This is a genomic window from Deinococcus deserti VCD115, assembly GCF_000020685.1.
GTDB classification, from domain to species: domain Bacteria; phylum Deinococcota; class Deinococci; order Deinococcales; family Deinococcaceae; genus Deinococcus; species Deinococcus deserti.
Genome location: NC_012526.1, coordinates 1,759,231 through 1,774,785, shown reverse-complemented (window position 1 = coordinate 1,774,785; position 15,555 = coordinate 1,759,231). Strand labels below are relative to the sequence as shown.

Below are 15,555 nucleotides of genomic sequence, written 5' to 3'. Positions count from 1 at the left end.
CTGGCACATGCAGCGGGACGCAGCACGTCCCATGCTGCGCCCCGTCAATCGGTGTCCGGTAACCGTTCAGTCGAAGATATCGCCGATGGTGCGGCCAATGCCGCCGCCGTGACCGTCGCTGTCCCCGCCCAGGCCCTGCTCGAACTCCTCGTAGGGCTGCACCACCACGAAACCGTCACCCTGGAAAACCATCTGATAGGTCTCGCCGCCGCCCCGGCCGAACATGCTGCGCAGCGAGGCGTCCATGCGGAGCTGAGGCTGCAGGTTGCCGCTCCAGGCAATGGTGGCGTTGGGGTCGGTAAAGACAGGCTCGTTCGGCGTCACGCGCAGGGTCAGGGGTTTGCCGTGGCTCAGGATGGCCACCAGACCGTTACCCTGGACGCGCACGCTGAACAGGCCACCTGCTGCCATTCCCGCCGCGCGGCGCTGCATGGTGATGTCGTACTTCACGCTGTCCTCAAAGGCCAGCAGGTCATTGCCGTTGACGTTGAGGCTGTCACCGGCCAGACGCAGAATCTGCACCTCCTTGCCCTGGTCGGCCAGATAGGCCACGCCACGGCCCTCGATCTTGGCCAGCGGGCTCATTTCCTGACTCACGGCGCGCTTGAGGGCCTTCATCAGACCGCCTTCCAGGGTGCCCTCACGCTTGAAGCTCAGGTTGCCCTTGTAGGCCACCATGGCGCCAAGTTTGCTCCAGATGCGGCCATTGACCTTGACCTCGAGCATCTTGCTGCTTTCGAGCTCAAACACCTCGCCGGGGTTGTCACGTTCGGCGGTCTGGGCCAGAAATTCTCGGAGGCTGTACGTACCGTCACTGCCGGGTTGCATATTCGTCATACGCTCCAGAGTACGCCCATACAGGAGCTGAGGTTCCGGGTTGCCCCTGTCAGTCAGCAGGGAACACAGATGCCTGCGGGCTGTAAGTGGCGCAGGGCACCGCTCATAGCGAGCGTAATGTGGGGGCAGCGCCCAGGGCATGAGACTAAGCGGTAGTTCCGACATGTTTTCGTCGGGAACCTCACGGGAGCCGGCTTCATAGCCTGGGCGGCAAGAGCTGGCGGACGTGCTCACGCCGGACAATAAGGTGAAACAGGAACATGTTCTCCAGTTCAATCTGGAACCGTGACAGAGCACCTGGACTTCTATGATTTCACGCTGAACGCTACACTCTGCACGTAAGCGGCAGCACCTGAGAATGACCGGTTTGATGAAGTTCTGCTGTACGTGCTGAGATCTTTAGGGGCGCGTCAGGGTGCGCAGGCGGCGCAGCACTTCATGGATGTTCTCCAGACTGGTGGCGTAGCTCAGGCGGACCTGGCCCGGCGCCGAGAAGTCGGTACCGGGGACCACTGCGACCCTGGCCTGATCCAGGATGATGCGGGCGGCTTCCAGTTCATCAGCGTGAATGGATGTGGTGTTGGCCATTACGTAGAAAGCTCCCTGCGGGGTGGGCGTCTGCAGCCCCAGGTCAATAAGGCCCGCGACGATCACGTCGCGTCGTTGGCGGTAGGCCAGCAGGGCACCGTCGACGAACTTCCTGGTCAGTTCATGCTCAACCAGGGCGGCCAGCGCAGCAGCCTGACTGACACTGCTGGCATTGCTAGTGCTTTGAGACTGCAGGGCATTCATGGCAGCAATAACTGTTTTTGGACCCCCCGCATAGCCGATGCGCCAGCCGGTCATGGCATAAGCCTTGCTGGCCCCGTTGACCGTCAGGGTGTGCTCCGGAGCATAGCGGCCGATGCTTACCTGCTCGGCATCGTAAACCAGATGCTCGTACATCTCGTCGGACACGATGATCAGGTTGTGACGCTGGGCAATCCGGGCCACGGCCTGCAAGACCTCTGGCGGGAAAACGGCGCCGGTCGGGTTGCCGGGACTGTTCAGAACAATCATTCGCGTGCGGGAGGTGACGCACGCCTCCAGTGCTTCGGGATCCAGCAGGAAGCCACTGTCCGGTGACGTCTGCACCGGCACCGGCACCGCGCCGGTCAGGGCGACGATCTCCGGGTAGCTGACCCAATAGGGTGCAGGGATCAGGACCTCATCTCCAGGGTTGAGCAGCGCGAAAAAGGCGTTGAACAGAGCCTGTTTGCCACCGCTCGTGACCGTAACGGCGTCCGGGGCGTAGTCGAGTCCGTTTTCGCGCCTGAACTTGTCGCTGATGGCCTCACGAAGCTCCGGAATTCCACTGACAGGGGTGTACTTCGTCTGCCCGCTCCGGATGGCATGAATAGCGGCTGCCTTGATGTGCTCAGGCGTATCGAAATCTGGTTCCCCGACACTCATGCTGATGACATCTACGCCTGCCCGGCGCAGTTCCAGCGCACGACTCGTGACGGCGACAGTTGCCGATGGCTTCAGGCTCAGGGCACGCTGGGACAGGGTAAAAGGACCGCTCATCCTCTGAAGGTACAGGTATCAGCGGGTAAACCGGTCATCCCGGGCTAAGTATGTGCGTACGTCTGAAGGGCTTTTCCCTATGAATTGCAGCCAGAACTCTCCGCTTTTAAGCCTTCAAAGTCACTCAAAGGGTAGATATTGTGTCAGGAGCCAAGGTACGCCTGTCCTGATTCTCTCTTGCGTGGGGTTTTTCGGCTTAACTGCTCTGCGTAGGTATTTTATAGGTGGTTCGCCGGTCTGTACGCCGTGAGGGCGGAAGCCCAGATCGTTCGGATTTGGCCTGATACATGCGCTGGTCGGCCAGCCGCATAACCTCGCTGATTGAACTGTTTTCGTGACGCCACGCTATACCGATACTTGCGCTGACACCATCGACAAAAGGAATCTGAAGCCTTTCATGGGCCCACTCCTGAAACGTTTCTGGTGATCCTGGAAAGTCTGTCATCAGCAGGAGGTATTCGTCTCCCCCCATCCGGTAGACCCGACCCCACGGCCCGGTGACCCGGGAGAGCCAGAGTCCGTATCCCTTCAGCAAGGAGTCTCCCAGGGCGTGACCATACCGGTCATTGATCGCCTTGAAGCCGTCGAGGTCAATGAACACCACTGCAAACGCGTTATTCGAAGCATCAAGGCGTTTCAGGTCTGCTTCAAGTGCGTGGCGGTTGGGTAATCCGGTCAGCGCGTCCGTCTTGGCTGCGGCGGTCAGCGTGGCGAGTTTATTTCCCAGACGGACACTTGTGTCCTGAGCATCAAGATAAAGAAGTCGGAGTTCCGCGACCGCCAGAATCTCAGGTGGAAATTTGATAACGGGTTCTGAGCTCAGCCAGTATTCCGGATCTTCTGAAAGGGGCAGGCGCTCACCGTTCTGCTCCTGGCGCTCACCGGCCCATGCAATAAGGCTTGTGCCGTCCTCGCCCCATAAAGTGAGACCACGGAGACCGGGTATGCCTTCCAGGAGCTGATGAAGTACTTCCTGCTTAGTCCTTGCAGCAACCAGCCTAAGCAGCAATCCTTCCTCAGGCTGCGGGGTTGGTACTTCTTGGGGAACAAGCACAGGAGTCATAAGTTTAGCTACCAATACCAGAGGCCATGAGGTTGTTTGTCACGAAATTTCTCAATATTAAGGGAGGACGCTGATGAATGAAGAAACTCAATAGCTTTTTCTCATGAAGTCAGCCCAAGTCTTCGAATTAGAAGAAATTTTCCGAAAAAATATTTGGCTCCTGCGTGCTGCCTGATCCTAGTAAGCACATATTAATTTCGATACAATACCCTGCTTGAACGGCTAATTAAAACCAGGAAATGCCCTGGCGATTTAACGCTTCTACAAACTTCAAGATCAGTCATAAGTTTAACGCTTAACTCAATTTAAAATATAAAAAAGATATAAGAAGGAAGGTTGGCGGTGCTTTCTTCAGTGACTGGCCAGTAAACTAAAGGGCTGCAGTTGTAATATTTCGATGACAATTCTTTGATACCAGTGAATTTTTTAAGTATTAAGTTCGGCAGGACAATAAAAAAATGGGACGAGCATGCTAAGATTCCAAGTCCACCATAGTTTAGCTTGTGAAAAGATTCGTCGTACGTTCTACCGGGCTCAGGAGCATTTTTGGGCCCTCAGACCTGCAGGCATCAGAACTCCTCAGATCCATGGCTTATGTCTCGGTAAGTTTTCAGTACCCGTTGCCGTTTATCTGGTGGACCTTCCAAAGACCGGCCTCAACGAACCAGCTGCACTCAGGGAACCCTTACAAATAGAATAACCATGAACAGTTTGAGACCTTGTGATTCCACCTGTGAAGTGCCGGAAATGTTGAGGACTTCGATGGTGCTGCTGGAATGCTGTCCCAGAGAAAGGACATGATGTGCCTCCTCCGCATCGTGGTGGATGTGCGGTCTATGCGACTACTCGAGCTGTAAACCACAGGCCTGAGGTTTAGCGAAGCGACAAGTCGTCAGTACGCGATTCGACCAGGCAATCTGGATGATAAGATCGTCGCCTTTGAGCTCAACGGTTACCTGCCGGATTTTGGAGTCTCAATGGTCGTCGGAAACACGAGTGATTGCGTCCTGAATCTTATCCTCCGGTCACGACGATATGCAGACATCACCGTGTTCTTTCAATTCCCCAAAGCTCAGGTTCGCTCCGCACCTGGTTGGTGATTACAAAGGTTCACCGGGAGGTTGGTGCCTCCCGGTGCTGGTTCCCATTGCCCTTAGCTCAGCAATCCGATACTGCGTGCGCGGCTGACTGCCTCGGTGCGGTCACCGGCATCAAGCTTGGAATACAGGCGTGCGAGGTGGTCTTTGACCGTATCTGGGCTCACGCCCAGGTTCTTGGCAATTTCCTTGTTGCTGTATCCCAAAGCCAGTAACGGCAGGACCTCGGATTCGCGGGGAGTCAGACGGGGGACATCCACATGAGGCAGGCGATCGATTTCCGGGTGCATGACAATGTCGCGGACCTGACGGGCCAGACTTTCCGGATCCGTCTCCTTGCTGACGTACCCGCGTGCCCCGGCGCTGCGGGCCGCCTGGACGATAGCGGGCTCGGAGAAGGTCGTGATCAGCACGCCTACGACTTCCGGATGAGTCAGGCGCAGCTTCTCACAGACCTCAATGCCCGTCATCCCCGGCATCTTGACGTCCAGCAGTGCCGCGTCGGGCACCAGGCGGCGGCAGGCTTCCAGGGCACTGACGCCGTCAGCCGCTTCGGCCACCACGTCGAATCCCTGCTGAATCAGGGCGTATTTGAGGCCCATGCGGAACAGGGGATGGTCGTCGGCAATTACTAGTCTCATGGCAAAACCTCCGGGAGAACGATGAACAGAGCGGTATGACCCGCTGCAGGTGAGGGCAGGGTTGCGGATGTGTCGGAACTGGGCAGGGGGAGGGTTTGGCGTTCGTAGAGAAGGTGACCACCATGGGCTTCAGCAACACGGCGGGTGATGTACAGACCGAGGCCAGCGGTACCGGCGGTGTACTGCTGGCCGGCAATGATGGTGGGTTGTGAATTGAACGGCTGAGCCAGGTCCTCAAGAGGGGCTTGCAGACCGGGGCCGTCGTCCAGCACGGCAAGACCATGACTCGTGACGTGCAGTTGCACCTGGCTTCGGGCGAAGCGCACGGCGTTGTCAGCCAGATTGGTTATGGCCCGTTCCAACACACTGCGGTCCACACAGGCACTTCCCGCGCCGTGCACACTCAGGGCCACCCCTTGGGCCTGGGCCTGGGACTCCAGACGCTGCGCGACGGCACTCAGCAGGGACCGCAAGTCGGTGAGCTCAGGATGGATCTTTACGTCCTCACGCTCGAACCGATGAGCGTCGGCCATCTGCTGTACCAGTGCCAGGAGGCGGCCGGTTTCCGCCTGGATATGCTGACCTACTTCACGTCGTTCCTCTTCAGGCAGGGGCAGCGTGGCCAGGGCATGGGTCAGGTGACTGGTAGCAATCAACGGAGTTTTCAGGTCGTGAACCAGGGTTGCCATGAATGCGTTGCGGCGTGTCTGCTCAGTGCTGAGCCGGCTGAGCAAGTGAGAAAAGGCTTCCCGCAATGCACGAATTTCAGCTGGATCGTCGTCGTGGATATCGGTCAGGCGGCCACGTTCCAGTTCCCGTTCCAATCTGCTCAATGGGCGCAGCAGCGCACCGCTGAGCAGGTAGCCCAGCAAGCCGCACAGGCCCGCCACCAGCAGCATCCACGCCAGCAGCGTTGGGCTGGGGGAGGCTGGCCGTGCGCTGAGAGTTAGAACCAGATTGGGTAGAAAGGCCAGAAGAAAAATCACCAGCGTGAACTGGGTACGTAGCGTACTGAGCCGCACGGCACCCTGTTGTGGGACCGGGCGCACCAGAAATGGCAGGCGGCTCATGCTTCTCAAGCTATGTCGGGAGGTATGACAGAACCGTTACGGGAGACGAGACAAAGTCAGTGTCAATCCCCACCCCCGGAGCAGAAAGGACGTCCCCAATGATTCTGGGGGCGTCCTTTTAGGAAGTGAAAAACTATTCTTCGGTGCTGAGCACAGCCAGGAAGGCCTCCTGCGGCACTTCTACCGTTCCGAACTGCTTCATGCGGGCACGGCCCTTCTTCTGCTTATCCAGCAGTTTCTTTTTACGTGAGATGTCGCCGCCGTAACACTTGGCCAGCACGTCCTTGCGGAAGGCCTTGACGGTAGCCCGGGCAATGATCTTCGCACCGATCACTGCTTGCACTGGGACCGGGAACATCTGCCGGGGAATGACTTCGGCCATCTTGTCTACAATCTTGCGGCCCAGGCTATAGGTTTTGGTCTCATGAACAATGACGGCCAGCGCGTCAATGACCTCGTTGTTCACCATGATGTCTACCTTGCGCAGGTCGCCCTCGCGGTAGCCGATCTGCTCGTAATCCATGCTGGCGTAGCCGCGACTGATGGACTTCAGGCGGTCGTGGAAGTCATACAGGATCTCCCCGAACGGCACTTCATACAGCAGTTCTACGCGCTTGCCCATGTAGTTCATGGTGATCATGGAACCGCGGCGCTCCTGGAGGAGCTGCATCACCGGACCGACGTAGTCTTCGGGCAGCATGATCGACAGCTTGATGTACGGCTCCTCCACGCTGGTAATGCGGTCGCGGGTGGGGAACTCCGCAGGGTTCTGAGTTTCGAAGATCTCACCGTTGGTCAGCGTAACGCGGTAAACCACGGCCGGGGCTGTGGCGATCAGATCGAGGTCGTACTCGCGCTCCAGGCGCTCCTGGATGATCTCAGCGTGCAGCAGGCCCAGGAAGCCGCAGCGAAACCCGAATCCCAGCGCCTCGGAGGTCTCAGGTTCGAAGGAAAACGCCGCGTCGTTGAGCTTGAGCTTCTCCAGAGCGTCACGCAGCTTGCGGTAATCCTCAGTGTCGGTGGGGTAGAGACCCGAAAACACCACCGGCTGCGCCGGTTTGAACCCGGGGAAGGGTTCGTCGGTCTGACGGTCCTTGCCGGTCAGGGTATCGCCCACCTGAGCGTCGGCAATGTCTTTGATCCCGGCTGCCACCCAGCCGACCGCGCCTGCAGACAGTGAGTTGCCAACCACCAGGGCAGGGCTGAAGGTACCGACCTTGTCGACCTCGAAGTCCTTACCTGCGTTCATCAGCCGGATTTCGTCCTTGGGGTTCAGGGTGCCTTCAAGCACACGCACCAACAGGATCACGCCCTGATAAGCGTCGTAGAAGGAATCGAAGATCAGCGCTTTCAGGGGCGCTTCCGGGTCGCCTGGAGGTGGGGGAATCCGCTCGACCACGGCTTCCAGGATTTCGGGAATGCCGATGCCCGACTTGCCCGAGGCGAACACCGCACCGTCTGCCGGAATCCCGATGACCTCTTCAAGCTCCTTCGCTGCTCCTTCGGGATCGGCAGCAGGAAGGTCGATTTTGTTGATTACCGGAATGATTTCCAGGTTGTTGTCGATGGCCAGGTAGGCGTTGACGATGGTCTGGGCCTCGACTCCCTGAGAGGCGTCGACCAGCAGCAGCACGCCCTCGCAGGCGGCCAGCGAACGCGAAACCTCGTAATTGAAGTCCACGTGACCAGGAGTATCAATCAGGTTGAAGACGTATTCCTCGCCATTTTCACGGCGGTAGACCAGTCGGATTGGGGTGGACTTGATGGTAATGCCGCGCTCGCGCTCCAGCTCCAGGGTATCAAGCGTCTGGTCGCGCTTGTCACGTTCACCCATCGCGCCGAGCCGCTCCAGGATGCGGTCGGCCAGCGTGGACTTGCCGTGGTCCACGTGCGCGATGATGGAAAAATTCCTAACGTTCACACCTTGCAGTCTAGCGGGGTGGTGAATGAAACGCACGGCTGGCCTGGACTGGTCTCCACAGATACCTTCTGTTGAGCAGACCCACAGGGGGTCCACGTACGCTCCGGCGCCGCGCCTTGCCCACTTATCCTCTAGGAGCAGTAAGGAACGATTTCCTTGCCCTGGTGCTGGCCGGTCCGGCTCCCTGAGGAGCTGCTCACTGCCTGTGACATGTTCGCCACAGCTGTCAGGCGCAGGTCATGCTGAAAACTTGTAGGGCCTGCGCCGTCGTCCGGCTCCCTCGATACACCACCCGGACCGCTGCCAGATCATGGGCTGCGCAATCGGCGCCGGGCAGCCACGCTGACCGAGTGCATCTGCGCGCCCTGGTCACCTGGTCACCTGGGCCCCGGGAGCGTAAGCAGCGGCGTCGGTGCTTCCAGCAGGGCCCGGATAGGCGCGTAACTGCGCCGATGCACGGGGCTGACCCCCAGTTCCGCCAGGGCTGCGCGGTGCGCTGGGGCCCCGTATCCCTTATGGCCTGCAAAGCCGTAGCCAGGGTGCTGGAGGTCCAGCTCCAGCATCAGGTGGTCGCGTTCGGTCTTGGCCAGCAGGCTGGCGGCGGCGACCGTGTAGCTCAGCGCGTCAGCCCGGGGCGGAGCGGACAGCGGCAGGCTCGTGCGCAACTTCAGGTAATCAGTGATCAGGGCCTGAGGCGCCGGGTCCAGCCGGGCCAGGGCGCGCGCCGCAGCTGCGTGAGTCGCTCCCAGAATATTCAGCCGCTCGATTTCCTCGGGCCAGGCATGTTCAACGGCGTAACTCAGGGCCACGCGGCGGACCTCCTGTGCACATGCCTCCCGCTGCGAGGCGCTGAGCTGTTTGCTGTCGCGAAAAGGGTATTCCTGAGCGAGCCCCGGCAGAATCACTGCTGCCACAGTGACTGGTCCGGCCCAGGCACCTCGCCCGGCTTCGTCGACCCCGGCAACGCGGAAGTAGCCCCGGCGCCAGTGTTCGCGTTCGTAGGCCCAATCAGGAGTCACGGAAGGAGAGGCCATAGGGCGAAGGTACCAGAGGGTGAGGAAAGCTGCGTCAGGGCAGAGCCCGAGACTGATGCGGAAGATCCTGATCTCCAAGAATGCGCCCGCGCCCCTGACGCTTGCCGCGCAGCAGTAATGTATCTGCCCGCCGTAAGGCCTCCGGCAGGTCGCCATCCTTGCAGGCAACCACTCCGGCCGTGAACGACACCTGCAGGGAAGGGAATTCCGGTACCGCCATGTCCGTCAGGCGCAGGCGCAGCTGGTCCAGGTGCAGCAGGGCCTGCTCTGGCGGCATATCCGAAAAGATCACCACAAATTCCTCTCCACCAAAACGGCACAGCAGGGTCCCGCTTCCCAGTTGCGCCTGCAGAAACTGAGCGAAAGACCGCAGCACCTGGTCACCTCCACTATGCCCGTAAGTGTCGTTGACAGCCTTGAAATGGTCGATGTCCAGCATGGCTACGCTGGCGCACTGGCCAGTCTTCTGACGAACCTGCGCCGCTCCCTGGGTCATCAGAAAATGGCGGTTGAACACACCGGTCAGCTCATCAGTAATGCTGGCCCGGGCCACCTGCCGGTGCAGCGTCTCCAGTTCGGAAAGAGCCTGCTTCAGTCTGTCATTAAGCTGACGCTGATTGTCGGCCTCCTGCTGGGCCAGCTCGGTGCGGTGCAGCACTTCCAGCGCACGCACCCGCCGGGCCTGTTCGTCACTGTTCTCCTGTCGGAACAGCCGCTGGTACTCGCGCAAGTGTTCGAGCGCCCGCCGCGGATCGTCAAGGGCTTCGTAGACATCGGCCAGCAGCTCATGGACAGCCACGAGAGGCACCACCATACCGGCCTTCTGTGCCCGGGCCTGTTGCTGGAGCAGCATGTCGCGGGCCTCAGTCAGGCGACCCCCGTGAAGCATCAGCCGGACCAGGGGCGGTACCGCGACCCACAGCGGCCGCTTGCCCACCTGTCCAGTCTCCCGCTCCAGAGCCTGCCGCAGCCAGTCTTCGCCAGCTTGTGCCTCGCCACGGCTCAGGGCCAGTTCGCCCAGACGCGACAGCACCAGAACCTCCATCGGTTGATGCCCGGCACTCCGGGCGTGCCTCAGGCTGTCGTGATACAGCTGCAGGGCTTCAGGGCTGTTTCCCTGGGCTTCACGCAGGTCTGCCAGACTGTAAGCGCAGAAGGCGCGCCCCACCGTATTTCGCTGCGCCTCGAAGACCGCCCTTGCGGACAGCAGGTAGCTTTCTGCAGTCTGTGGATGGGTCCGGGTATACATAACGCCCAGGTCATGCAGGCCGGAACCTTCCGTTTCAACGTCCCCATTGTCGCGGCTGACGCGGAGCTGCTCGCGCAGGGACAGGGTGGCCTGCTCGTACTCGCCGAGTTCCAGCAGGGCGCAGCTGCGAACATTCAGGGCCCGGCTATACCACCATGAGGAGGTCTGGCTGTTCAGGACCTGGAGGGCTTCGGTCGCTGCGGACAGGGCCTCCGCCTGGCAGGCATCACGAAAAGCAAGGTAGGCATGCACCACCTGACGGGCCGTCCGGATAAGCCAGTCTTCTGTGGCGAAAGTGTTTAGAGTGCCAGATACCTCGTCCAGCAGGGCCTGACAGCGCATTGGGTCGCTTTCGCGCCACCGCCACGCGTCCTCCAGCTTTTGCATCAGAGGGTCAGACATGTCACCTAAACTACCGGGTCCGAGTGCGGGTCGTCAGTCGGCGGGCTGAACTACTTGTTTCTCGCGGACCTGCGCTCGCAGCACATGCTTCAGCACTTTCCCACTGGCGGTTTTAGGAAGTTCGGGCACCAGCTGCACCCGGCGCGGCAGGGCATGGGCAGGCAGATGCGGCGCACAGAATCCCAAGAGTTCCCGGCCCAGCACCTGGGCGCCTGGATGCAGCGTGACGAAGGCCACCGGCAGGTCCCCCTCGCTGCTGCGCGCCGCCACCACCACCGCTTCGCGCACACTGGGGTGCCGGTACAGCACGGCCTCGATCTGGGCGCTGGAGACCGGCTGGCCCTGGACTTTCAAGAGGTCGCCCTCGCGGTCGAGAATTTCCACCCGGCAGTCGGGGTGCACGACGGCCAGATCGCCGGTGTGGAGCCAGCCATGCTTGATGGCGCGCCGGGTTGCTGAGCGGTTTTTGTAGTAGCCCTTCATGACCAAGTTGCTGCGGATAATGATCTCGCCAGGAGTCTGCCCGTCATGGGGAACAGCAGCGCCGCTGTCAAGGACCACGTCCAGCTGTCCTCCGAAGATCATGGGGTGACCCTGGCGCGCCAGAACCTGGGGTGCGTCGGGTAGACCCCCGAGATCAGCCTCGTCCGTGACGACCATCACGGCGCTCGTTTCGGTCAGGCCGTAGCCATGCAGCACTTCGAACCCCTGCTGCTGCAGGGTTCGCAGCACCCGTGGGTTGGGGCTGGTGCCCGCAAGCAGCAGCTTCACCGGCTGCGGCAGGGTGGCTGCCGCAGCCGGATCGGTCAGTGAGGTCAGCAGGGCAGGGGAGGCGTACAGGTGAGTGATCCCCTGCACGCACAGGGCCTCGCGCAGGCCACGTGGGTCAGGCAGGGGAACGTGGGTAGCTCCGGCTGCCGTGACCGCCCAGGCGCAGCCCCAGCCGTTGCCGTGCGCCAGAGGCAGCGCATGGAGCAGCACGCTGTGTGGGCGCAGATTCAGGTGGTAGAGCAGGTTGCCCAGGCAGAGAAAGGCGTTGCGGTGCGTCAACATCACGCCTTTCGGGTCGCTGGTGGTTCCTGACGTGTAATTGATGCTGATCGGGGAGTCCTCGTCCAGGTTTTCGGGCACCTTGAGCGGAGAGGGACGCAGGGCTCCAAGCCGCGCGGCCAGATCAGAATCACCCGTCACAATCACCGGGATATTCAAGGTCTCCAGGGTGGTCTGGACCCGTGGAAGATGCGCAGCATCAATCAGGGCCACCTGAGGGTCGGCGTGGACACTCAGAAAATTCAGGGCTTCGTCCCCAAACGCCGGATTAAGAGGCACAATGACGCCTCCCGCGAGCGGCACGGCGTGAAATGCCAGCAGGGCGTCGGGCGTGTTGGGCGAAATCAGCAGGACATGGCCGCCTGGCTGTAGTCCACTTTCCCGCAACAGGGTGAGCAGCCGTGCGGTCCGGTCGGCCAGTTCCGCGTAGCAGATGACTGCTGTGTCCTGAATCAGGGCAGGCCGGTCTGGATAGACGGCGAAGGTGCGGAGCATGGGCTCCAGGGGTGTCAGCGGCGTATTCAAGGCGCGTCCTGTGGAGAGATATGAGAGGTGAGGAAGGTGCCGTCAGTCTGGAGAGGACAGGCTCCTTACCGTTCCTTCTGTCTATACAACAGGAAGCAAAATGACCTCAATCCAGACACCCGGCTAGACAACTCATCAAGTCGGAATCTGGTCCGCGCTTCATAATCGGAACACTCATAAGTAGACCTTCGTTCGCCCCTGCCGACTGCCGGGGTCATTCCTGCTTACGTTTGCCCCTGCTGGAGGTGCAATGCCGCAACTACATGTCGAACATGTCACCCTGGCCTTCGGTGGCCTCAAAGCCCTTACGGACGTAAGTCTGGTTGTCCCTGAAGGCGAGATCGTCAGCATCATCGGTCCCAACGGTGCCGGCAAGACCAGCCTGCTCAACTGCATCAGCGGCTTTTACCACCCGACGCAGGGCCGCATTACCTTCGGCGACCATGACCTGAGCCGCTCGGCGCCAAACGTGGTGACCAGTTACGGCATTGCCCGCGCCTTCCAGAACCTGGAACTGTTCCGGGGACTGTCAGTGGTGGAAAACCTGCTGCTGGCGCGCCATACCCACCTGAAATACGGCCTGCTGGACAGCCTGATCTACTACGGCAAGGCCAGCCGGCAGGAAGCCGAGAACCGCGCCTACGTAGAACGCGTGATCGACTTCATGGAGCTTGAGGCGCACCGTCACCATCCGGTCGGTACCCTCGCCTACGGCATTCAGAAGCGCGTGGAGGTGGCCCGCGCCCTGACGCTGGCTCCGCAGCTGCTGCTGTTGGACGAACCCATGGCCGGCATGAACGTTGAGGAGAAAGAGGACATGGTGCGCTTCATCCTGGATATCCAGCGCGAGCAGGGCATTACCGTGATGCTGATCGAGCACGACATGGGCGTGGTCATGGACATTTCTGACCGGGTTTACGTGCTGGACTTCGGGCAGAAGATTGCAGAGGGGACTCCGGCGGAAGTCAGCGCCAACCCCCGCGTGATCGAAGCGTACACGGGCGTTGCTGAACACTCGCCTGCACCTGCGCCGCTGGGGGTAGGAGCATGAGCACCCCAGCCGGCACATCAATTTTTGAGAATACGAATCTTCTGGGTGACGTCACCACGCTGACGATCCCGCAGCTGCTCGCCCGCCGCGCCGAACTGTCTCCCGAAGGCGTAGCGCTGCGGCACAAGGAATACGGCATCTGGAACGAGACCACCAACGCCACGTACCTCCAGCGGTCCCGTGAAGTCGCCGCCGGGCTGCATGCCCTGGGAGTACGCCGCGGAGACAAGGTGGCCATCATCGCTGAGAACATTCCGGCGTGGGTGTTTACCGAGATCGGCGCGCAGGCGCTGGGGGCCATCAGTGTCGGGGTGTACCAGAGCAGCGTGGCGGCTGAGGTCCGCTACGTGGTCGATTACACCGACGCCGTGGTCGTGCTGGCCGAGGACGAGGAACAGGTCGACAAGCTGCTCGAACACCGCGATGAGCTGCCGAAGGTCCGCAAGGTGATCTATGAGGATCCGCGCGGCATGAGCAAGCATGCTCACGACAGCTGGTTCATGAGCTTCGAGGAATTGCTCGAACTTGGCCGACAGCAGCCTGGGGACATCTTTGGACAGGAGGCTGCGCTGGGCCATCCTGACGACGTCTGCCATTTCAGCCTGACCTCGGGCACCACCGGCCAACCCAAGGCCGCCATGCTGTCGCACCGCAACCTGCTGTACATGGGGCAGTCGCTGGGGCGGGTCGAGGGGTTCAAGCCCGGCAGCGATTACCTGAGCTTCCTGCCCATGGCCTGGATCGGCGAGCAGATGATGACCATCGCCGTGGCGCTGTCCAACGGAATTACGGTGAATTTTCCGGAAAGCACCGAAACTGCCATGCACGACCTGGTCGAAGTCGGGCCGCACTTCATGTTTGCGCCGCCGCGCATCTGGGAAGGCATCCAGAGCCAGATGTTCATCCGCATGCAGGAGTCCTACGGGCTGAACCGGGTGCTGTACCGCAAGCTGCTGCAGTGGAGCACCGACGCCGCCGACGCGTCTTTAAGCGGGAGCAAACCCAGCGGTCTGGCGGCGTTCAAACGCTGGGTGGCCTACTGGGGTCTGACCCGGCCGCTGCTTGATCAGCTGGGCTTCCTGCGTCTGACGCACGCTTATACGGGCGGCGCGGCGCTGGGACCGGATGTGTTCCGCTTTTACCACGGACTGGGCGTCAACCTGAAACAGATCTACGGACAGACCGAGAACATCGGAATCGCCTACGTGCACCGTGACGGCGACGTGCGGTTCGACACGGTGGGTAAGATTCTGCCGGGTGGCGAAGTCCGCATTACTCCTGAAGGCGAGATTCTCAGCCGCAGCCCAGCAGTGTGTCAGGGCTACTACAAGAAGCCCGAGGCGACCGCCGAGACCATCCGGGACGGCTGGCTGCACAGCGGGGACGCCGGGCGCCTGACCGCCGACGGCCACCTGCAGGTTATCGACCGCCTGAGTGACGTGATGCAGAACGCCCGCGGCGACCGCTTCAGCCCGCAGTTCATCGAGAACCGCCTGAAGTTCAGCCCCTACGTCAAGGAAGCCGTGGTGCTGGGCGATGGCCGTGACGAGGTCACAGCCATCCTGAACGTGGACCCGATGACTGCCGGACAGTGGGCCGAGAAACACAAGCTGGCTTACAGCACCTACATGGACCTGAGCAGCAAGCCGGAGATTGCCGAGCTGATCGCGCGCGAGGTTCAGGAAGCCAACACGCGCCTGGAACCCCACGAGCGCATCAAGCGATTTGTGCTGCTGTACAAGCTGCTCGACGCCGACGACGACGAGCTGACCCGCACCGGCAAGGTCCGCCGCAAGACCATCCGGGAAAAATACGTCCCCATCATCGAGGCGCTGTACGACGGCAGCCGCAGCCGCGAGGTCGAGGCGGTCTTCAAGTACCAGGACGGCCAGGAACAGCGTGTGCACACCACCGTACAGGTTCATGACGTGCCGGGCGAGGCCGGGCCCAGTACGCTCCCGCCTGCCAGGTCTCCGGGTACTCCCGTCAGCGCCTGAATTCCGTCCTTCCGTCTCGTCATAAACACCAGCCCTCTCACCCAGAAAGGAC

At 60.8% G+C, this 15,555-nt stretch carries 11 protein-coding genes; 2 read left to right on the top strand and 9 right to left on the bottom strand.

Translation table 11 applies throughout. The features are described from left to right. Positions 1-66 precede the first annotated feature (66 nt). From DEIDE_RS08415 to DEIDE_RS08375, 9 genes are all read right to left on the bottom strand, one after another. The gene (locus DEIDE_RS08415; protein WP_012693529.1) at positions 67-837 is read right to left on the bottom strand and encodes an AIM24 family protein; all 771 of its coding nucleotides are present in this window, start codon (positions 835-837) and stop codon (positions 67-69) included. A 399-nt stretch (positions 838-1,236) separates the two neighbouring features. Continuing rightward, positions 1,237-2,403 carry a pyridoxal phosphate-dependent aminotransferase gene (locus tag DEIDE_RS08410; RefSeq protein WP_012693528.1) on the bottom strand — a complete coding sequence of 389 codons (1,167 nt, stop codon included), beginning with the start codon at positions 2,401-2,403 and terminating at the stop codon, positions 1,237-1,239. Positions 2,404-2,599: 196 nt separating this feature from the next. Then, positions 2,600-3,457 carry a GGDEF domain-containing protein gene (locus DEIDE_RS18005; protein ID WP_162485424.1) on the bottom strand — a complete coding sequence of 286 codons (858 nt, stop codon included), beginning with the start codon at positions 3,455-3,457 and terminating at the stop codon, positions 2,600-2,602. Positions 3,458-4,619: 1,162 nt separating this feature from the next. After that, positions 4,620-5,204: a response regulator transcription factor gene (locus tag DEIDE_RS08400; RefSeq protein ID WP_012693526.1), complete on the bottom strand. Its 585-nt coding sequence runs from the start codon at positions 5,202-5,204 to the stop codon at positions 4,620-4,622. Further along, complete coding sequence (locus DEIDE_RS08395; RefSeq protein ID WP_012693525.1) at positions 5,201-6,274, bottom strand: sensor histidine kinase; 1,074 nt, start codon at positions 6,272-6,274, stop codon at positions 5,201-5,203. The genes DEIDE_RS08400 and DEIDE_RS08395 overlap by 4 nt, the downstream gene beginning before the upstream one ends. A 133-nt stretch (positions 6,275-6,407) precedes the next feature. After that, a complete protein-coding gene (gene lepA / locus DEIDE_RS08390; protein WP_041227510.1) occupies positions 6,408-8,222 on the bottom strand; it encodes a translation elongation factor 4 in 1,815 nt (604 codons plus the stop codon). 350 nt (positions 8,223-8,572) lie between these two features. Beyond that, positions 8,573-9,229 (bottom strand): ribonuclease HII, encoded by a 657-nt coding sequence (locus tag DEIDE_RS08385; protein ID WP_012693523.1) that lies wholly within the window; start codon positions 9,227-9,229, stop codon positions 8,573-8,575. A 34-nt stretch (positions 9,230-9,263) separates the two neighbouring features. Continuing rightward, positions 9,264-10,880, bottom strand: a complete 1,617-nt coding sequence (locus DEIDE_RS18000) for a GGDEF domain-containing protein (protein ID WP_012693522.1) — start codon at positions 10,878-10,880, stop codon at positions 9,264-9,266. A 33-nt stretch (positions 10,881-10,913) separates the two neighbouring features. Next, positions 10,914-12,455 (bottom strand): AMP-binding protein, encoded by a 1,542-nt coding sequence (locus tag DEIDE_RS08375; RefSeq protein ID WP_012693521.1) that lies wholly within the window; start codon positions 12,453-12,455, stop codon positions 10,914-10,916. Positions 12,456-12,705: 250 nt separating this feature from the next. Between DEIDE_RS08375 and DEIDE_RS08370 the strand changes: the two genes are divergently transcribed. Beyond that, positions 12,706-13,506, top strand: a complete 801-nt coding sequence (locus DEIDE_RS08370) for an ABC transporter ATP-binding protein (RefSeq protein WP_012693520.1) — start codon at positions 12,706-12,708, stop codon at positions 13,504-13,506. Further along, entirely contained in the window at positions 13,503-15,503 is a 2,001-nt protein-coding gene (locus DEIDE_RS08365) for an AMP-binding protein (protein WP_012693519.1), read from the top strand. Before DEIDE_RS08370 ends, DEIDE_RS08365 begins: the two co-directional genes overlap by 4 nt. The last annotated feature ends 52 nt before the right edge of the window (positions 15,504-15,555 follow it).